Origin of the sequence: Bacillus sp. 41-22, assembly GCF_025809295.1 — a bacterium.
Taxonomy (GTDB): Bacteria; Bacillota; Bacilli; order Bacillales; family Bacillaceae_G; genus Bacillus_A; species Bacillus_A mycoides.
Genome location: NZ_CP084035.1, coordinates 936,035 through 956,253, shown reverse-complemented (window position 1 = coordinate 956,253; position 20,219 = coordinate 936,035). Strand labels below are relative to the sequence as shown.

Sequence of the window (20,219 nt, the reverse complement as noted above, 5' to 3'; positions counted from 1 at the left end):
TATTTAATCCCCTTTGTATCTAAACTCTATTCCCCAACATTCAATACTTCTAAAACTTCCCTAAACAACACCGATCCCCTACCAATAACCAACTCCAAAGGCACCTCTTTAACCACCCCATCTCTCCCTACCATAACAACCCCATTCTCATAATCAACCCAAATCTGAACATCCTGTACATAATAACTCTTAACAGAAGAAGCCTCATCTAAATTACGATGATCCAACTCAACCTTAACTTGCTTCGTAAAACGACGCAGCGTTTTCCAAAGAGTTCGTTCTTCTTTTGATTTCATAAATAGTTCTGGGAGTTCTTGTACTTCTTTTAATAGCGACATAGTTGTTATTGTGTATGTTTGAATACCATATCCTACCGGGCGGATGAGGTGGTCTAGTTTTTTCCATGGATCTAGTTCGAAATGTACATACTCATCGTGCTGTTGCATTTGAATGTGTTTGATTTTTGCCACGTATTGAATACCGCCTTTTTCTCCGTGCCATTTTTTCGGTGCATATAATGCTATGTACTTCGCTTCTTGCCATCCTGGTTTTAGCTGTGTGACTGGTAACTGATATAAACCTTCTTTCCTATATGTTTCATAGTCACTTTCAGTTTTCACGCTGCCCACTAATACTTTTTCTTCTAGTGAGGAGTGCCATTCTTCTTTTGTTCCTCTTGGAAGAATGCCTTCTCTTATAATTTCTTCTGGACTCTTTTCAATGAGATGATCTAAAAATTGTTCAACTAGCCTTGTTGCGTTTGGTAAGAACGGGAAGCCACCGATATTTACTTTTTCTATACTTTTATAAAATGGATGATTCTCATATGCTTCCTCTTGGTTCCATGGGAACAGTACGTACGCCCCGTAAGCAGTTCGTTCAAATGGTCCTTCTTGTTCTACTACTAGTGCATCTCTGTAACGATGCATTGTGTTAATGTCTTCTTCCATCGGGCCAGGGGCGCCATACTTCCTTTTATAATGAGAGCTTTCAGCAAAATCAATTCGATATTTCGCATCAAAAATGTATTGATATTGATAGTTCTTTCCCTTTTTCTCAATAGCGAGCATCGTATCTGGCTTTTGTGTAACTGTTGGTAACCCACTGTTTCTTTTCTGGAAGTAAAGTTCTATTACCTCGTCTGTTTCTGGATGTTTGAACGTTCTTTTTGCAGTTTTACTTTCATCTAGCGTTACATATAAACCATCTTGTTTCACTTGAATAACATCTTGATGGAGCGGTATATATTTTTTTGATAGAATTTGTCCGAGTTTTAAATATGTCCAGTATTCGTATAACCTTGCGACATCTTTTACCGACATTTTAAAGATTTGTCCCCGTAATGTTAAACCTCGCGATAGCATTAGGAAGATTTGATACGCATCTCTATAGCCTGCCGCCATTTGGATAACGAGTGAACAGACTGAGCGATCCAATTTTCCGATTTCTCTCCAAAATGGATCGTTCAATTCATTTTTCATTCGATACTTCATATTTTTCACACGTTCTAGTAAATCTTCATCAGTTACACCACGTGTATATCTAGACTTTGGCTCTAGCGCCTTAAGTAGATCATCTATTTTATGTACGACTCTTTGAATCATCCATTTAACAAATCGATTTTCCAGCGTATCATAAGACACTTCCTTATAAGCTGTAATACCTTTAGTTGGTATACCGTTTTCACCTTGCAACAAGTGTGGTCGCTTTCGTAAATAGTTCATTCCGACAGAATCCAATTTACGAATTTTTTCTCCTCGTACAAGTTGATGCCTAGTCATGAGCGTATGATGCGGTTGTCTTTTAATATGAGAGATCGACTTCATAAATCGCTCAAAGGAATCATTTAAAATACGGTAGAATTCACTCTTCGATGGATTTGTAGCGTAAATTGCAGACGCTCCTAAGTAAGTTCTTTTCAATAGATGAAACGCTAAATTATAAATCTCATCATTTACTTCTTCTAATAAAGCTCTGTAATCATCCTTATAATCAAGTTTTGATGGGAAAACTTCAAATGTAACTGTTAATAAAGTATCTTGATTATCTTTAATTTCAAATGTTGTATTTCCTACTTCATTTGGAAATGAAAGATTCCCCATTAACACATGAAGTGACCCCATTTGAATGGAACTAACTTGCTTTCGAAAGCCCGGATGTTCATGATAAAAGGAAAGCTGTTGGTTATTTTTCGGAACAACAACAAGTTGATAACTTCTATTCTCAAAAAAGATTGGCGGATGTTCATTCCATTCATCTAACCTTTGCAGTCTCGCATCAAATACAGAAACGGATTCAGCCTTCCCATCTACATGAAAATACATCATTTCATCTGCGTTCATAGCGTGATATTCTTTTAAACTCTCGTATTTTTCATGATAAGGATTTCCTTTAATCGTCAATGATAGCTCCTCTGTTTCAATCTTAACTAGCTCTATTTCATTATTAGATCCAGAAAGAGGTGAAACCATCATACTCGAACCTCCTTAACATATGAGACAACTTGTTAGCTGAACGAGGATACTTAGCATATGAAGTGTCACTATTGCCACTATCATATTCTTCATTTGCACATAATACATACAACTGCTTTAATACCTCTTCTGTTCTGCCGTCACTCCCTGCAAGACGCGGTAGAATCTTTTGATATATTTGATAATCAAGTGCTTCATCGAATGACAATAACTTCCCTTGTTCGTTGTATGCCATATAGAAACAAATTTCATCTCGTATACGGTATCCAACTTGAGCACCCACTGATTCCAGTATTTTATTTATTTCTATTAAAATGGTCGATATATTTCTCACTAGATATTCGTTTTCTTTAAAACATTCCTTCAGATGAAGATACTCAGTTTCTAAAGAGCGATTTGAAGCAATTTCAGCTTCCTTCTCTTCTACATCCATTAAGAAATTAAAATAATCTAAGTAAACTGTATTAAACTCAATTGTATTCGCACGATCTAATACTTTCTTACTCAACGGATGTGTCGTTTCATCCATATTGACAGTTCCAATAATGTATACATTTGATGGAATCGTAATATGCTTATTCGTAATTGATTCTGGAAGTACTAGTGATGTAACAATCTTTCCATCTTTCCATTTACGACTTTCAATTACACTTAAAAAATCACTAAAGTAGTACTCCACTCGAGCTAAGTTCATCTCGTCCAACACTACAAAATACGGCCGATTTGGATTTGCATCTGCATTTTCAAGAACTTTAATTAACGGTCTTTCTTGAAACTCCCCTTGAAGATTCACATAGCCAAGCAAATCAGAACTATCACTCCAATCAGGTCGAACCGGAATAAGCGTAAATTGTCCATTCTCTTCCGTTGCCCCTAAACTCTCCGCAAACCACTGAACAATTTTCGTCTTCCCTGTACCTGAAATACCTGATAAAATTACAAACGGCTTCGTCTTTAATGAAAGGAAGAAATTAATAAGATCCTTTTTCTCATAATAGAAACCTTTACTTTGAATATAAGAAGACACATGATCGATAATTGATTGTTGATCTAAATACACTTCTTTCCTCTCATAAACCATTTCATATTTCGTTCCTTCCTCTTTATAAGCAATAAATCCCTCATAATAGCGAAGCATTTCTTCTAGATCCTCTACTAACTCATTTTCACTTGGCATTTTATTAGAATCGTACGAAATATAAGCCGCTGTCGAATTCGCATATCCTTTTGCTTTTGGGCTTGTCCCTAGGGAAATCTCATCATCTTTTTTCACCTTTTGGGACATATGTATTTGCTCGCGAATCTCTTCTTTAATTTTATCCAATTCATCTTTATCCGTTTTAGTTACCCCTTGTGCTATCGTTAAATATAATCGCTCCATATCTTCACTAAATAAATAAACGATATAATAACCACTCTGCGTAGATTTCGTAATGTCTTTATTCATGATCGCAAGCCACGGAACAGCAGCCCAATTTCCTTGTCCAACTGATCCTGTGACAACGTACTGACCATGATCAATAAATGGTAATCTCGTTATTTCGGTTGTCATTTCATTTCTAACAACTGATCCCATTTTATGACCCGCAAATCTTTCTGTTCTTGCCTGTAAATACTCATTCATAACCGTTAAAAACTTTTCACGCAAATTACTGTTCATACTACCGCCCTTTTCCCCATCATCTTTTACATATTGTTCAACAGGAATCCATTCATCATTAATTATTCCTACTTGCTCAAGCCAATCTAATAAGTTCCCTGTACGCCGCTTCGCTACTGATTCAACCATCAAATTATCCCCTAATGAATTTCGGACAATCGTCATTCCAAAATCAACTAGAGCTTCTTTCTTTTCACCCTTTGAATACTTCTCTAACAATCCAAGAACAAATAAAGCATGTCGGAAATATTCTTGTTTTAAAACTAGCTGAGCAATGTAAGCATTCTTATCCTTCGATTGAACATATTCGCTTAGTAGAAGCTTATTCATTTCATGGGATTCATTCAAAAAGCCCAACAACCTTAAATCCTGGCGCGCATTAGATTTCACTCTATATAAACTTTCATCTGTTTGTTCACGTAAAGTACTTGGATTATATGTACCATTCATTATCTCTTCTAAAAAGAGCATGACTTTATCGTATTTTTCGCTTGGTAGGTTATCGGTTTGGAATTCTTCAAATGTAATAGCCTTTTCTCCATTAATCGTTGTTACCATTACAAAAGGTAATACTGCAAATAGCGATATAAGAAAAGCATTCCGTTCCTCTTCTCGTACAAAATCGTTAACATTAACTAATTGAACATTTATTAAATCTCGCCAAAATTGTTGGATCTCTTCCTCATTCACACTAAACTCTAGATCCAACTCTTCTTCTATTCCAATTTCTCTTTCTACATGTACTTCATTATTTTTTATCGTCGCAATCCAATTACATTTACTATCAATGATAGGAGTAATTCGCTGTTTTACTTTAATAAATTCAATCATTATTTTATCTAGCATCTTTATCCCCCGTAACTACAATTAATTACAATTACTGTTATTTTATCAAACTATCAACAAGTAAAAAACATATGACTAAAACGATATCGATTATTCAATGAATCTATCCAAAATAAAAAAGAACCCCTTACCACGCACACTACAGGCATAATAAGAGGTTCTCACATCTTCCATAATAAGGTTTTTGAATTCTTCATTCTTTAAAATCTTTATAAATAATTTTTCACTACTATCCATGCATTCAATAATCCATAACTATCAATCGTATATTATCAAACGCCAGCAACAAATACTACCATTTCCCCTATACCATTATAAGTTTCAAATAATAGCTTCCTGATCTTTTTTACCTACTAATATTAATATTTTCGCTGTTTATACATTTCAGGAATTTCTACATTTTTATTAGAACGTATAACTTTTTTATCCCAAAAATCAATAAGATTTGGAGCGTATCTCTTTCCTAACTTTCTAGCAAAAGAATTTCTTTGTTTTCTTAATCCACTAATATTAGCTCCTATAATCATTAGAAGACCATAGAGCATAATAGTACATATAAGAATTAAAATTGATACTGAGATCATGCCTTTAGGGAATTGACCTATAAAGAGATAATCCCAAATAGAAAGATATACAAAAAGCATAGCAACAAATACAACAAATTGGATTGCTTGAAATAAAATATAGATGAGCTCATGCCATATTCTAACGAAAATATTTGCTGTTAAAGTTCTTTGAAACCAACGGTACTCACCATATAAAGAATCAAAGTTTTTTTCATATTCATACCCTAACATGACTTTTAGACCATATAATTGTTTCCAGTATTCTTCCCAGTCTCCTAGTTCCCTACTCTTTTTGAACTTGTTATAAAGATTTTCAGTTTCAATGAACCAATCAATAATAAATTTATTCCCCAACTTATAAAGATTTGGATTTAATGTAGAAAATTCTTCAAAGAATTGGTCCGTATATTCCTCTCGCTTTTGCGCATCTTCAATTTCAAATACTCGCTTTAGGCTAAAATACATTGGTCCACATACTTCTTTAAGATTAATATCAACTTGCTGAAAAAAACGATTGATCTTCCCACTTCTTTGGCCAGTAACATACCCCAAGGAAGCTGCAATTATAGCTATAACTAATGGCAAATATGAAAGATACTCTTTCATGTGACTCTCCTCTTTCAATAGTTACTTTATACAGTTTCTCCCCCTAAAACGGAACCCCCTCAACCAACTCCAAAACATACCCAGCCATCAACTTCTCCAGCTCTTCCTCTCTACCTGAATGCAAGGAATACTCCCCACCTTCTAGTTTGATCGCAACGCTTGAGAACGGTCCTTCAATTAGAAAACGAAATCCAGCATCCGCATATTTTTCTGCTTCGGCGAACATTTCTCTTTCTTCTGTTAGTTGTTTTGTTTTATTGTAGATGAGTGATTGTAAAATTGTTTTTTCGTATGTTGTGAATGTGTAGGCTTGGCATAGTTCGATTCCTTTGTAGGATTCGTCTATTTTGCCTAGTCGTTCTCCTACACATGCACATAGTGTGAAGAAGGAGCTGTGTTGTTCAAATATATGTTTTGTTCGTAAGTCTTTAAAGAATGGTAAGTACTCTTTGCGTACTTTGACACGTAATGACGTTTTTGTTTCTTCCATATAACTCCCTCCTCCTTATGAATGTTGCGGGATGAACATTGGATGTTCGATAATTTTTGTTACGCTCGGTTCGACGCTGCGAAGTTCGTAATATTTGCCCCAGCATCCTTTTTCTAAGAACATAGCTCTTTCGCGATCGCCAAATTCTCGATCTGTTACGAGTAGTATCCATTGTGAACATACTTCTGGTAAGAAGCTTAATAAGTTCAGTTCATGTTTTGAAGATAAACGACCGAACGGCGTGTCCATGAATAATGGCATTTCTAAGGAAGCATGTCCTCCTGCAACTTGCGCTAGTGCGGTAATAAAGCTTAAGGATAATACTTGTCGCTGTCCTTGTGAAATATTCGCTAGGAAAGAGTGACCGTAGCTGTTTAATACTTCTAATGAATAATCTTTTTTAATTCTTACTTCTTGAATATTCATATTCCCGCTATCATCTAGTAGCTGCTGAAGATTATTTGTTGTTACTTTTTCTAGGTCGGCAATAATAATTTTTTCAAATTCTTTTATCATTTGATTAATTGCCTTTACAGCTTTTCCTGTTTCTTCTTGCTTTTTAGCAAGTTTCGCGTGTACGCCACTTTTCACTTTTAAATCGCGCAGAGCTAGTTCTAATTGCTCTTCTTTACGTTCAAGCTCTTCTATGCTTTCACGTAATTGTTTCATATGCACATCTAACTGTACTTGTTGTTTATGTACATCATTTCGCTCTTTATTTAAAGTAGCTAAATCTTCAATACCTGTATCTGACAGTTGTTTATTTAAGCTTTCAACTTGTTGGCGAATCGTTTCTAATTCGTACTCTTTTTTACTCACTTCATCAAGTTTATATTTTAAGTCGTTTTCTTTATCTTCAAGGAAACCGATTAATTGTATAACGTGTGTTAACAGTTCATAAAAAGCTTTCTTTCCAACGTTACGAATTGCAACTTTTTCTAGTCTCATAATGGATTCGTACTCTTTAGATCCTTCTTGCAGAGCAGTACCACACATACATTTTAAATCGCTCAGTAAGTTTTGAATAAACTCTAAACCGATATCCATTTTTTCTGTTTGATAATCGAGTACGATCTCTAGCTTTGTTTTAACAGAATGAAGAATATCTTTCGCTAATAATAAAGATAGCGTATTGTTAAAACCGACTAAATGTTGCATTGCAGCTCGCTGTTCCATCTGCTTCGTTTGAAGAAGTTCTTCTTGTTGTTTTAATTCTTTAATTTTCTGTGCTTCTTCCTGGAATTGCTCTAATTGCGTAGTTAAATGCTCCAAACGTTGTTCAGCTTCATCTAATTGTACGCCAGTTGTTTCTAGTTCTAGCTTAGCCTTTTCTTTCGCTTCATCATTTTCTAGTTTTTCTTTTAACTTCTTTTGATAATCACCAGAAGAATGTTTTTGTAATTCTTTTAGCACTTGTTTATCAAGAGCTTGTAATACCTCTTGTGATTTAAGTAAGTCATCAATTTTTAATAAATTTTTTATACCTTTTGCGATTTCTTTACGTTGCTGTTCTGACGCTCTTGTAAGGCGCTCGATACGTTCTCCGTCAAAGAAGAAATAGTTTTTCACACGCTCATCTAATATTTCATTTACAAATTGCTGAATTTCTTCTTTATCTGTAATGACACTTCCGTTCGTTACATTTTTTAACTCAGCAGCATGTAATCGCTCAATTTTTTCACCTTTATCATTTTGCACCGCAAATATGGAACGGCTAATAGAAAATTCATTTTGATTATGAAGAAAATCAATTGTTACTGTACAAGTAACACCTTTTTTCTCACCGTCATAATCTTCTTGCAATGCTTTTGTATTCGTTAAAACAATATCGTCTTTTCCATCAGCATCTTGATCTAAATACATATCTCCATATAAACCGAAGAGAAGACCACGGTAAATACCTGTTTTGCCGCGACCATTTTCACCTAAAATGACTGTAACAAGCCCTTCACTATTTACTCCTGCAAACGTAATGCTTTGCGTGTCGTAAAACTGTCTAAAATGATGAAAGGTGATTTTTTGAATTAACATGCTTTACACCTCCTGTATGTCACACTTATATTAAACTATCAATATCTCTATCTAACTTTTTCACTAAAGCTTGTGTAGATAATTTTTTGCGCGTACTCACTAACTCTACCGTCTTCAGCACAATTTTCTTCGTTATATCTTCTTCTTTTTGTAAATACGGTTCAATCTTTTCTTTTAAGTCCTGCTGCAACTTTTACACCTCCACTAAGTGCTTAGAGATAAGCTCATCACCTATTTGAACGAAAGGAGCTTTTCCTTCGGCTAGTAACGTTTCTGTCTCAAATAGCAACTCTCCATCCGCTGAGAATCCGTATTGCATTAGCTTTTTCTTTACATCGCGCATTTTCGCTGATCCACCAAATTCTTTTGCTAATACATATTGGATAAAATCTGTCTCTGATTGAATAGAGCTTGTACGAGGTACGATAATTATTCCTCTTGAACCTAGTAAAATAAACTCTTCATCTCGTTTTAAACAATCTACGAATAAATCAACTGTCCAAGATAAACCTTCATCTAATTCTGGAAGATTTTCGGATAGACATTGTTCTACTAATATAAAGTTTTTATCATTTATTTGCTGTTCTCTCGCTAATACGTCTAATACCGTATTTTTTAATATAAGTTGCTTTTCTGCATTCCATCCAATTGTCTCTTCATGTATATACTCAGCATACATCCCTCTCGTATAGTACAAAATACATTCAGATTTTTGTAGTGCAACATCTAATGCGTTTTCTCGAGCGCCAACTTCATTAATAAGCCAGTCCAATACTTCTTCTCTCGAAACTTCATAACCTTGTTCCAAAATATATTCCTCTACTAATGATGTGACGCTAATGTCATTCAAATCACTAGCATGTTTTACAATATGCGGATAGCGTGGGAATACAAAACGTTCTTCATAACGCGCACGAAGTAAATGATATAATTCATAGCTTGTATGAATCCCATTCGCAATACAATATGATTCAAACTCTTTAAACAATCCACTTATTTGTATATGGTTAAGATTATTCATTTTCCCTTCTATCTGCAGCCCAATTGGTTCTAGGACATTTTCAGAAATATGATCATAGAATTCTAGCAATGTACAGTAACCATGATCACTTTGAATAATATCTTGTGTAGTAGATAAAGTGAAGTCCACCGTAAATGGCTTCCAACCACGATTTACCATAAACTCATCTCTTAGTTCTTTCGCGCTCACTTCATGACCTTTACTTCTAATGAAGTCTCGAAGTAAATCTGCATTTCTTATACTTCCTGTGTTCCCTATTTGAATAATTTTTGGGAACTTTGGTAGTGCAATATAGTCAGAACCATATTGTCTTAATAATGTGTACAACGCATATTCTGTTGGAACGTCATTTTCTAGTAGTACATCTTCATATTGATCGAACAAATATGTAACCGTAATAACCGGCTTTTTCTCTAATTTATCAGCTGCTTCTTTTGCAATTGTCTCGATTAATTCTATATTCGGCTTAACGAAGCTACTGTGAATATAAATACCTCTGCCCCATAAATAAATCGTATCTGAAGCTTCATCTCTCGTACAAATAGCAGGAAAATCTCTTTCGCCATGGAATGAATTTGGCATTATTTCATTTGCCTTCTCATTTAACATCTCATACTCTTTATATACTTCAGCACCATTCGGGAACTGTCTCAATACAATCTCAGCTACATCAATTTTCTTCGCTTTTGCTAATACATATTGATTTTGATCTGTCTGGCGCATTATTTCATTACAAGTATTCCTTACAATAAACGGAGACACTTCTAATTCCGTTGCAACATTCTCGATCATTTCCTCATATTGCTCTTCTTCTAACAATTTCCCTTTTAATCGTTCAGAGAAAATATTAGAAATTTGTCTATCAAATTCTTGTAACTCAGCTTTCGTTAAAGTAGTGAAAAATTGATTATCAAAACAAAGGTATATATCCTCTAACTCTAACATTTCTAAAACTAAGTACTCGTAAAAAGTGTTCTCTGTGAAAATGTCATTTTCCATAAAGTTTCTGTTAGCTTCTAATTTATTTCGGAATAATTGAAACCATACTTCCGCTTTCATTTTAATCTTTCCGACTGAATTTTTAACAATTTGTCGGATTCTTTCACGCGTTACATCATGATTTTGCGCTGTTTCTTCTAATGTTGGGCGCTTTCCATTTAATGTTCCTTCATACCGTTCGTGCATAATCGCAAGAGCTTTCTCGTTTATCTTCAGCTTAGTATGAATACTTCCTGTTTCTATCATTTCTTGCAGCATTTCTTTTAACTGATCTGTTTCGTACTGCACTCTCTCTTCTGGCGTCATAGTTTCGTAAAAACTTTCTTCTAGTTCTCTCTTTTCAGCAACTTCTGCTTTTTCTTTTAAGTGTTGTAAAAATTTCTTCAAACCTAACTCGCCTACACCTTGAAACTTTTTCAGCTCCATTAAATCAAGAGGAAGTTGCTTGTACTGATGAATACCTGCTTCATGCAATTTTTCTATAAGTGATGGACAACTTAAAAAATCTCCGTATTCTAATGATTCTTCCTGTAATGAAGACGGAATTACGACTCGTTCTCCATTTAATAGTACTTCTTCTCCTTGTGTCCCTATTGGCTCAACGACAACCTCGATTTTTTTAGGGCGTCCCATCTGTCCTAACTGACTAAAAAATTTCTCCATCATTTTAGGGCCAACATTACGCATTTGTTCCCGTAAAGGGAGTATATCTTTTGGAAGATCTCCTATCACATGAATCCCCATATTTTTTCGCAATTGTTTAACAAGGGTATTACAGCCTGAAATCAGTTCTAGCGTAATTTCAATATTTCTCATAGAAGCAGGAATTTCTACACATTCCGTTCCCATACAAACTATAAATTCGTCCTCATTTTGTAACTCTTCTTCAAATTTGTGCTGACTTTGTATATTCTCTTCTACGCCACTACTGGGACTGTCGTCATCTGCACCAGACTCCTCCTGCTTTAAACATCCTAAGAATTCATCAAATGCTTCAGCTGTAAGCCAGCGAACTGCAAACACTGGCAGTCCATGTAATTGCTTTATGTTTCGTACACCAAATTTAGCAAATAACTCTGTTAAGAGTTGTGGAAGCTTCTCGCTTAATGCTTCATTTTGTGTAGCATTTATTTCTATTAATACTCGTTCTTGTTCATGAGGCAAGTTTACAAGCTTCGCTAAATTCCCTTGATACTCACAACCTAAAAACCATAACTGAACTGCTAAATCATAAAAAGCTTGTTTATCTATTCGATACCAATCACGTAAATGATCTTCTTTTATCTCTCCAAAAGTGTCTAAATGAAAATGTTCACCAAATGTATAAACTGGGCTCCCTTCATATTCATTCATACGCAATTCAAATAATCGAGAAGGAACAAGCAACTGCTGATCATTCACTTCTCTTTTTTCTACTACTTGCTGCACGACTTCTTTTTCTTTCTCTTGCTCAATTTCTTTCGGCACATCCACTTGCTTCGGTTCTTCTACTTCCTTTTCAGGAGTACTTTCCTTTTTCTTAGGACCATCACTATGATTCCCCATTAAAAACCAAGCTGGCTTACGCTTTGTCACGCGCCCACCTTTAGCTGTGTAACGGAAATAAATTTTACGTAGTTTTAATGGATCTAATACCTCTTTTAATTCCCAACCACCAATTAACCAAAGAGATCCTCCAGCAGCACGTTTATCAATGATTTCTATATCATGACTTTGCAAATAGCTCATTAACTCAAAGTCTTCTTCTAAAATTTCCGTATCAGTTGTTTCTGCTTTTTCTTTAATAACTGGCTCCTGTACTGCTTCCTTTGCAGGTATCTCTTCCTCAATAACCGGCTCTTTTACTTCTTCCTTTACAGGCATCTTTTCTTCAATAACCGGCTCTTTTACTTCTTCCTTTACAGGTATCTCTTCTTCAATAATCGGTTCTTGCTCTTTTGGTTCAGTTACAACTTGTTGTATGACTTCTTTCTCTTTTTGCTGTCCCTGCGTTAACTTGAGTAATGTCTCCTGCATTTCACGGAACTTGGCTTCAAGTGTTTTTTCTACTGTTTCTGCTACAGTTTGTTTAATATCATCTGTATTAACTGTCTGCTCTGTAACAACTTTTGGGCTTGCATATGCTGGTGCCTTAAAATTAACATCTCCGTATAATTCCATGAACCAAACTGCCAAGTCATATGTTAATTTATGAGCTTTTAATGCATCTTCTACACTTCCAAAATTCGCTTCATGAACCGCTTTATTTCCCATCTTGCGAATCCATTCAAATCGGAAATGCATCTCTTCATTTAAAATCCCTTCCCGATACAACTTATGCACAACTTCTACGTGCTTCATTTCGTAATATACTTGAATATCTTCCATTTCCATTACATACTTCGCTAGTTTTTCTGCAAAAAGCCTCGCTTTTGATAGTGCAGACGGAACATCGTTATATACTTGTTTCTCTAATGCTTCTGCAACATCAGCCAACTTCTTATACTTTGGCTGTAAAAAAGAAAATAAAAATCCATTGCTCATATACTCTATCCTTTCTACTTAAAAGTAACTGTTAATTCTTTATATATTTATAAAGGAAAGTCCAATTTCAAGGACCATATACTAAACTATAATTATAGTAATTAAATGTATCTACTATCCTTTTACATTCTATTCCATTATAACATTAAAACCAGCACTAATAACGTCACTTTCAACTGCACATTCTTCCAAAAATATAACAATTTTATTATTATATTTTAATATAATAATAAAAATATTAACGAGCATACAACTCCAACAACTTCCTACCCTCCTCAACAACCTCTTCCCTCAAGCCCCTAGGTTCCATCACTCTAACCGAGGCTCCCATACCCAGAATCCACTTCTTAATCGACTCTTTCCCACTCATCGTTGCGCGAAAGAGGATACTGCCATCATTATTATGTTCTATCTTTTGATTTTCTCCCCAAATGGATTCTGGTACAGATGCAGCGAATGGCGGATAGATGAGCAACTCTACTTCTAATGGTTCTTTCATAAGGCCGAATTTCGGAAATTCTTCTCGAATATCGAAATTATCGGATATTTTATATGTATCATATAAAATTCTAATATCTTTCATTCGAGATAGTTTAAACATACGTTTTTCCTTTTTATCATTACACATAGCTAAGCAATAAAAGAATTCGTTGTAGTGTACAAAGCCGTACGGATCAATAATTCGTTCTGATCTTTCACCAAATCGTTTTTCATATTGAATTTTCACCTTACGCCTTGTAAATAACGCTTCTTGTAGTTGTACATATTTTTGATTTTCATTAGAAAACTCATAATTTGGCTTAGATCTTTGAACAAAATAAATATGACGATCTTTATTCGTTTCAACTTTCCGAACTGCATTCAATTTATCTAACGCTACTTGTGCGTCCTTTGAATAAATATCATTACCTTTTGAAACTAGTTTTTGAATAGAGAATGTTAACGCATCCATCTCTTGCTGAGACATATTTTTAATAGGAAATAACGATGTATTTGAAAGAGAATAACCACCGTCCCTTCCTTTAGTTGTATCAATTTTAATACCTGCCATTTCAATATCATCACGATAAATGCGGACCATCCGCTCTTTTACTTCTAACAACTCCGCTAATTCACTAATCTTCATTTTCCCTCTCGCATGCAGGAGTTCAATCATATATAGACAGTTGCTTAATTTGCTCATATAATTCCTCGTTTCTATTCAGCTATCCTCATTCAAGTATAAAAGAATAGAATCATCTTTTAAATTCTTTCTATATATTCCCCTAAAATATCAATATATTACCCCAAAATGTACACTAGCACATCCCTGACATACACCATCCCTATCAAGATGTTCTGGCAAAGTCTTTGTATTACAAAACTCACACTGCTGATACCGCCTTTTTCTAAAATCAGCAACCATAATAATACTCTCTTGAATTTCCACCGCTTTCTCACTGTCACTTAATTCCTCTAGATGTTCCCATAATAATATATGATGCGTAACCCCTGTCATATCTGGTAAGACAGGACTATTCCATACCAATCTATAAAACCCTATTTCTAGCCCCATTTCTCCTGCACGAATAAACATGTTCGGATCAAAATCCAGCCCTCGAACTGCGAAATCGACATCTAGTTCTTTTAACTCACTAAGCTCCAATTGTTTTGATATAAATTGTTGTATCTCTGTTTTTGCTAATTTCATTAATGAGCAATCTCCTTTATTAAATTAAAACAATTGCCAAGTACATCCCTCTGCACTTGGCAATGCTTTTTAAATATGAACTCCCTCTTCAGCAATGTTTATTAACATTTGAATAACATTTTGACAGTCCGTATCATTAAATAACTCGTTCATAGCCTGTATAACAACATCTTCATCCGACCAATTACTTATATTACTTGTATTTGTGTAAATTCTTGTATACGACGCTTCCGGCCTTTTCGCTGCTTCACTTATTTTTCTCCCTTTACTTTCAAGCCTTGTTAATAGCGCTAATCTCTTTTGTGATTCTAGTGGTCCAATTTCTAGCGTCAGTTTCAATCTATTATCCTTCAAACGTTCAAACCACATAATCGCACAGTTATTTAACCACCAATTCCATTTCGGTGTTCCAAATTGTTCTTCTAGCTTGCGGAACTCCGGCATAATAAATGATGGTAGTCGGTGATGAATATTGTAAAAGCCTTCTTGGAACTTTTGTTCATGGACAAATAATTGAAAAGCATTAGCTAAAGTATCCGCGTCTTCTGTTTGGCTACTCTCTACCGCAACAATTTCAGAAGAATCTTCTTCCCCGTATACAAGCCCTTTTATAGTATCGCCTATAGCTGCCACCACTTGATTAAAATCAGCATTGTTATACATATCATTCATCACACGGAGAATTTCATCTTGATCTGCCCAATCACTTATATTTTCATATCCAGCATAAATTCTTGTATACTTGGATCCAGCTTCTTTTGATTTTTCTTTAATAGTAATTCCATTTTCCTCTAACTTGCATAATAACTTTAATCTCTGTTTGTATTCTAACGGCCCAACTTCAACGATAAGTTTCATACGCCCATCTATTTTTCTTTCGAACCAAGTTATAAGAGCATTATTTAGCCACCACTCATGATTTGGAACTCCAACAATCTCATCAAATTGTTTCCATTCTTCGAAAAGGAAAGATGGAATGCGAATGTGTTCATGGTAGCAATCTTCTTGTATTTGATTTTTCTCTACAAACTGTAAAAATGCCTCTCTCATGATGCTATTTCCAGCTCCATGTATAAAGCGAAGCGTTTCAGCATACTTCTTATAAATCTTACAAAGATCTTCTTTCTCTTCAGCATTCAATTTCTTAACAGCACGTAACAACTCTTTATTAACAAACTTTCCAACTACTTTTCCGTTACCATTTAAGCATAGAAAATCAACAGCGGCCTTATGGCTCTTATACACTGTTAACGCTAGTTCAATGTCTTCCTCATCACGAACAAGTTCCCCCTCTAATATATCAATATAGTAGGAAAGGAAATCTTTTATCGTACTAGACGTATACTCACTATAAATCTCCAATTGCCCTTTTAGGATATTTAATATATCCCCATAATCTAAAGTAAGATACGACTTATGACTTGGCGCGCTACCATCTAAACTTAAAAAGATTGGAATGATCGTATATCCTTCATATTTCTCGCTAACAAAGTTTATGTAATTTTGTAATTGGCCATCCGATTCAGATGACTTATATTTATTTTCAATCAAAATGGCAACCTTTTGCACCTCTGATATTGCCAAAATATCAATTCGTTTATTATTTTTCGTTTGTACTTCGCGGAACACTTCTAAATCTTGAAGAGACTGCTTATGTAACTTAATAAAATTATATTGACCAATTAATTCCTCATTCTCTGCTTTTACAAACGTTTTAGAAAGTATTTTATTTACAAACATAGAACTTAAATGATGATTCTCCATCGGATCCAGCAACCAAGCAATCATATTAGAATGCCTAATCTCAAACTTATCTACCTTCAATATTTTAAAAGGATTAAAACGATTAAATTTACTATGTAACTTCTCAAACTCAATTGAATTATCTAACAGTGATAAAATCTCAAAATTATAATCCATTCCCCACACCGCCGTTTATAAATTTGTGAATCAATTCTCCTGAATAATCATTTTAATAAATTGTTATAAGTAAATTATAACTTATAATGTGGCATTATTTATGTCACATATCCTATTTCTTACAAATGAACATGCATTAATCATTAAATTTAACCATCTCCCCATATTCCCTAACACATTCCTCCAAAAACACCCTACTCTCCCCACTCCCCTTATAAAAACTCTCCCAACCCCGTTCCCTCAAAATCCCCTTCCAACTATCACTCTCAACCATTCTCTTAATAACATCATCCCAATAAGCAACCTCTTCCTCCGTCATATCTTTAGGTCCCATAATCCCTTTCCAGTGCTGGAAGACGACGTCGATTCCTTGTTCTTTCCACGTTGGGATTTCTGGTAGTCGGTCTAGCCGTTTTGGTGCTGATACGGCTAGTATTTTTATTTTGCCGGCTTTGTATTGTTTTTCGGCTTCAGATAGGGTCATGGTTGCGGCGCCTATTTGTTTGTTCGTTAGGGCGTTTATGATTTTTTCTTTGTTTTCGTAGACAAAGAATTCCAGTTCGGCTGGGTTTAGGCCGAATGCTTTGCTTACTTGTACGAAGGATAGGTGGTCGTCGTTTCCTAGGCCGGGGGCAACGCCGATTTTGAAGTTTTTCTTATCCTGTTTTAGTTGTTCCATTAGTTGTTTTGCATTTTCTATGTTTGAGTCTTTTGATACGACAACGACTTCCCAGTCTGACGCGAGTGTTGCAAGCGGTGTGAAGTCTTTATATGTCAGTTTACTGTGGCCTAGTAGGTTGTTCGTTATGAGTAAGCTTGAGTTAATCGCCAGTACGTGACCGCCTTTTTGTTTCGTATATTTCCATCCGACATCACCGCTGCCACCTACTTTGTTTATGACAGTGATTGGTTTTGTGAAGATTTTTTCTTCTGTGAGTGTTTTTTGCATCGCTCGTGCTGTTAAGTCCCATCCTGCTCCTTGAACGTTTGGCGCAACGATTTCTACTTTGTCGATGTTCACTTTATTTGTGTGAGGTTTTTCTGAGGAACAGCCAGCTATTACTGCTGTCATGATCCATATACATAGTAATAATCGTTTTTTCATAACCCCCGTCCTATTCGATACTTTCGTTCTGGTCGTCCGATAATGCCGTATGTGTACTCTACTGTGCATTCGTTTGTCGCTACTAAGTATTCTAAATATCTTCTTGCGGTTGTTCTGGAAGCCCCCATTTGTTCTCCCATTTCTTCTATTGTAATTCCCTCTTCGAATCCTTTTATAATTCCTTTCACTTTTTGCAGTGTTAACGGATCAACACCTGTCGGTAAGTTTTTCATATCTTGTGTTTGCGAAGTGCCGAAGAAGTTATCAATTAGTGCTTGATTTACTTCATTGTTACTATGTAATAATTGCTTCTTTCTTTTATAGTCTTCAATTGTGCGAACAAATTTGTCTAACGTGACCGGTTTTATAAGGTAGTTACTTACGCCATTTCGAATTGCTTTTTCTAGCATATGGTTTTCATTCGCCGCTGTAACCATAATGACGTCAACGTTTGGAAAGTCAGCGTGGATTTTCGGCAATAAGTCTGTACCAATTCCATCTGGTAAATAATTATCTAATAGAAGTAAATCGATTTCTTCCTTTTGTAGTAGTTCCATCGTTTCTTTTGCGTTCAATGCTTTTCCGATCACTTTTACGTCCTTTATTTTTGATAAAAACTCCTCTTGAATTTGCGCTACGCGGAAATCATCTTCTGCAATTGCAACCTTCAACATATGCCCATCCCCCTGTTTGTCATGTACTTTCTCTCAATGTTTTTGGAAGGTAAATTGTAAAAATAGCTCCCCCATTTTTCTCGTTTTGAAATTCAATTGTTCCTTCTAGTAGATCTACCATTTCTTTCACGTTTGCTAGCCCGTAACCACGATCATTTCCTTTCGTTGAAAATCCTTTTTGAAAAATAGTTGCGATTTTTTCTGTCGGTACTCCCGCTCCACTATCTATCACTTCAAACACAATATCGTATCCAATATCCGTAACAAAGAAGGAAACACTCTTTCCCTCTCGTTCACTCACCGCATCAAATGCATTGTCGATTATGTTTCCAAGGATCGTAATAAGGTGTGAAACTTTTATATGGTCTGGTAACGGTTGAAGCGCACTATCTCCTTCAATATGAAAATCAATTTTCTTCTCAGATGCTGTTCCGATTTTCCCTAATAAAATAGCTTGTACTTTCGCATCATGAATTTGATGGAATAAAATATGGTTTTGGCTTTGATGAACATTAGATTCTTGTTGGATAAATTCAATCGCTTCTTTGTAATGTCCTAACTGGAGTAATCCTGATAAGACGAAAAGTTTATTTGTAAATTCATGTGTTTGAGCGCGTAAGTCCTCTGAATACTTTCTTACCTCAGATATTGTGTTAACAAGGTTTTGCAATTCTGTTTTATCTCTAAAACTACATACAACGCCTACCGTACTGTTATTTTCGAGTATTGGTGTCATGTTTAAAATAAACACTTTATCTTGAAACCCGATTTCTTGATCGTTTTCTAGCACTCTCTCCATATTAAACTCCGGTAAAACTTTTGAAATGTGCTGCTGCATATAATCATCATTTACATGTAGCATCTCTTCTGCCGACGTGTTCATCATCGTAATAAAACCGTTTTGATCGATAGCGATAATTCCTTCTTTTATAGATAGTAGTATTGCGCTTCGTTCCCGGTATAGCGCTGCAATTTCATTCGGCTCTAAACCGAGTGTATCTTTACGTATACTACGTGCTAAAAGAATGCCACCAACAATGCCTGCTAATAATACAGCTAAGGAAAAGAGTATAATTTCTTTCGTTCTGCTCAGTATGTTAGATTCAATACCTTTTATTAAAAACTCTACTGTAACGACGCCTACTACTTGATCGTAATCTCCGTTATGAACAATAATGGGTGCCTTCGCCATTAAAGCCGGACCACTTTCACCATTTCCTTCGAGTGTATAATAGCCACCAAAAGTGAGTGCTTCATAGTTATATGGATTGTTACTCTTTGTACCAATCAACTCCGAATTAGAATGTGAATACATAACGCCATAACGATCTTCTATAATTACATAATCTGCACCAGCTTGCTCACGAACTTGTTCCGCAATGGATTGAATGGTACTTTTATGCTCGTTATATTGAAAAGCATCTTTTATAGCTGGCATAAAAGAAAGGGATTTAGCTGTTTGCAGTGCTAACTGCTCCACTTGCCGCTTCGTATCAACGGACTGAATGTAAACAAATATTCCCGCTAATAGAAGAACGACAAATAAAATTAATGTAATAATTAAGCTTACTATTTTCGTTTGTAATGACACTTTACGTGATTTCTTCATACTCC

13 protein-coding genes are annotated in these 20,219 nt (G+C 35.2%); all 13 read right to left on the bottom strand.

Going from position 1 to position 20,219, the window contains the following annotated elements; all coding sequences use genetic code 11:
* Positions 1-26 precede the first annotated feature (26 nt).
* The 13 genes from LCF45_RS04805 to LCF45_RS04745 all read right to left on the bottom strand — a co-directional run bounded on the left by LCF45_RS04805 (position 27) and on the right by LCF45_RS04745 (position 20,214).
* Entirely contained in the window at positions 27-2,471 is a 2,445-nt protein-coding gene (locus LCF45_RS04805) for a restriction endonuclease-like protein (RefSeq protein WP_263894883.1), read from the bottom strand.
* Positions 2,446-4,980, bottom strand: coding sequence for an MrcB family domain-containing protein (locus LCF45_RS04800; RefSeq protein WP_263894610.1), 2,535 nt, complete (start codon positions 4,978-4,980; stop codon positions 2,446-2,448). The genes LCF45_RS04805 and LCF45_RS04800 overlap by 26 nt, the downstream gene beginning before the upstream one ends.
* Before the next feature lie 359 nt (positions 4,981-5,339).
* The gene (locus LCF45_RS04795; protein WP_263894609.1) at positions 5,340-6,152 is read right to left on the bottom strand and encodes a hypothetical protein; all 813 of its coding nucleotides are present in this window, start codon (positions 6,150-6,152) and stop codon (positions 5,340-5,342) included.
* A gap of 43 nt (positions 6,153-6,195) precedes the next feature.
* Complete coding sequence (locus LCF45_RS04790) at positions 6,196-6,642, bottom strand: hypothetical protein (protein ID WP_263894608.1); 447 nt, start codon at positions 6,640-6,642, stop codon at positions 6,196-6,198.
* Between the two features lie 15 nt (positions 6,643-6,657).
* Complete coding sequence (locus LCF45_RS04785; RefSeq protein WP_263894607.1) at positions 6,658-8,673, bottom strand: AAA family ATPase; 2,016 nt, start codon at positions 8,671-8,673, stop codon at positions 6,658-6,660.
* A gap of 25 nt (positions 8,674-8,698) precedes the next feature.
* The gene (locus tag LCF45_RS04780; protein WP_170952767.1) at positions 8,699-8,863 is read right to left on the bottom strand and encodes a hypothetical protein; all 165 of its coding nucleotides are present in this window, start codon (positions 8,861-8,863) and stop codon (positions 8,699-8,701) included.
* 3 nt (positions 8,864-8,866) lie between these two features.
* Positions 8,867-13,216, bottom strand: coding sequence for a sigma factor-like helix-turn-helix DNA-binding protein (locus LCF45_RS04775; RefSeq protein WP_263894606.1), 4,350 nt, complete (start codon positions 13,214-13,216; stop codon positions 8,867-8,869).
* A 238-nt stretch (positions 13,217-13,454) separates the two neighbouring features.
* A complete protein-coding gene (locus LCF45_RS04770) occupies positions 13,455-14,399 on the bottom strand; it encodes a helix-turn-helix transcriptional regulator (RefSeq protein ID WP_263894605.1) in 945 nt (314 codons plus the stop codon).
* A 90-nt stretch (positions 14,400-14,489) separates the two neighbouring features.
* Positions 14,490-14,906 (bottom strand): hypothetical protein, encoded by a 417-nt coding sequence (locus tag LCF45_RS04765; RefSeq protein WP_033730887.1) that lies wholly within the window; start codon positions 14,904-14,906, stop codon positions 14,490-14,492.
* Between the two features lie 69 nt (positions 14,907-14,975).
* Complete coding sequence (locus tag LCF45_RS04760) at positions 14,976-16,826, bottom strand: PDDEXK-like family protein (RefSeq protein ID WP_263894604.1); 1,851 nt, start codon at positions 16,824-16,826, stop codon at positions 14,976-14,978.
* 136 nt (positions 16,827-16,962) lie between these two features.
* A complete protein-coding gene (locus LCF45_RS04755; protein WP_263894603.1) occupies positions 16,963-17,931 on the bottom strand; it encodes a tripartite tricarboxylate transporter substrate binding protein in 969 nt (322 codons plus the stop codon).
* The gene (locus LCF45_RS04750; RefSeq protein WP_263894602.1) at positions 17,928-18,605 is read right to left on the bottom strand and encodes a response regulator; all 678 of its coding nucleotides are present in this window, start codon (positions 18,603-18,605) and stop codon (positions 17,928-17,930) included. The genes LCF45_RS04755 and LCF45_RS04750 overlap by 4 nt, the downstream gene beginning before the upstream one ends.
* A 19-nt stretch (positions 18,606-18,624) precedes the next feature.
* Positions 18,625-20,214, bottom strand: coding sequence for an ATP-binding protein (locus LCF45_RS04745; protein WP_263894601.1), 1,590 nt, complete (start codon positions 20,212-20,214; stop codon positions 18,625-18,627).
* Positions 20,215-20,219: the final 5 nt, after the last annotated feature.

Coding starts and splice junctions, on each gene's coding strand:
- LCF45_RS04805 (WP_263894883.1), bottom strand. CDS start 2,471: ATGGTTTCACCTCTTTCTGGATCTAATAATGAAATAGAGCTAGTTAAG.
- LCF45_RS04800 (WP_263894610.1), bottom strand. CDS start 4,980: ATGCTAGATAAAATAATGATTGAATTTATTAAAGTAAAACAGCGAATT.
- LCF45_RS04795 (WP_263894609.1), bottom strand. CDS start 6,152: ATGAAAGAGTATCTTTCATATTTGCCATTAGTTATAGCTATAATTGCA.
- LCF45_RS04790 (WP_263894608.1), bottom strand. CDS start 6,642: ATGGAAGAAACAAAAACGTCATTACGTGTCAAAGTACGCAAAGAGTAC.
- LCF45_RS04785 (WP_263894607.1), bottom strand. CDS start 8,673: ATGTTAATTCAAAAAATCACCTTTCATCATTTTAGACAGTTTTACGAC.
- LCF45_RS04775 (WP_263894606.1), bottom strand. CDS start 13,216: ATGAGCAATGGATTTTTATTTTCTTTTTTACAGCCAAAGTATAAGAAG.
- LCF45_RS04770 (WP_263894605.1), bottom strand. CDS start 14,399: ATGAGCAAATTAAGCAACTGTCTATATATGATTGAACTCCTGCATGCG.
- LCF45_RS04765 (WP_033730887.1), bottom strand. CDS start 14,906: ATGAAATTAGCAAAAACAGAGATACAACAATTTATATCAAAACAATTG.
- LCF45_RS04760 (WP_263894604.1), bottom strand. CDS start 16,826: ATGGATTATAATTTTGAGATTTTATCACTGTTAGATAATTCAATTGAG.
- LCF45_RS04755 (WP_263894603.1), bottom strand. CDS start 17,931: ATGAAAAAACGATTATTACTATGTATATGGATCATGACAGCAGTAATA.
- LCF45_RS04750 (WP_263894602.1), bottom strand. CDS start 18,605: ATGTTGAAGGTTGCAATTGCAGAAGATGATTTCCGCGTAGCGCAAATT.
- LCF45_RS04745 (WP_263894601.1), bottom strand. CDS start 20,214: ATGAAGAAATCACGTAAAGTGTCATTACAAACGAAAATAGTAAGCTTA.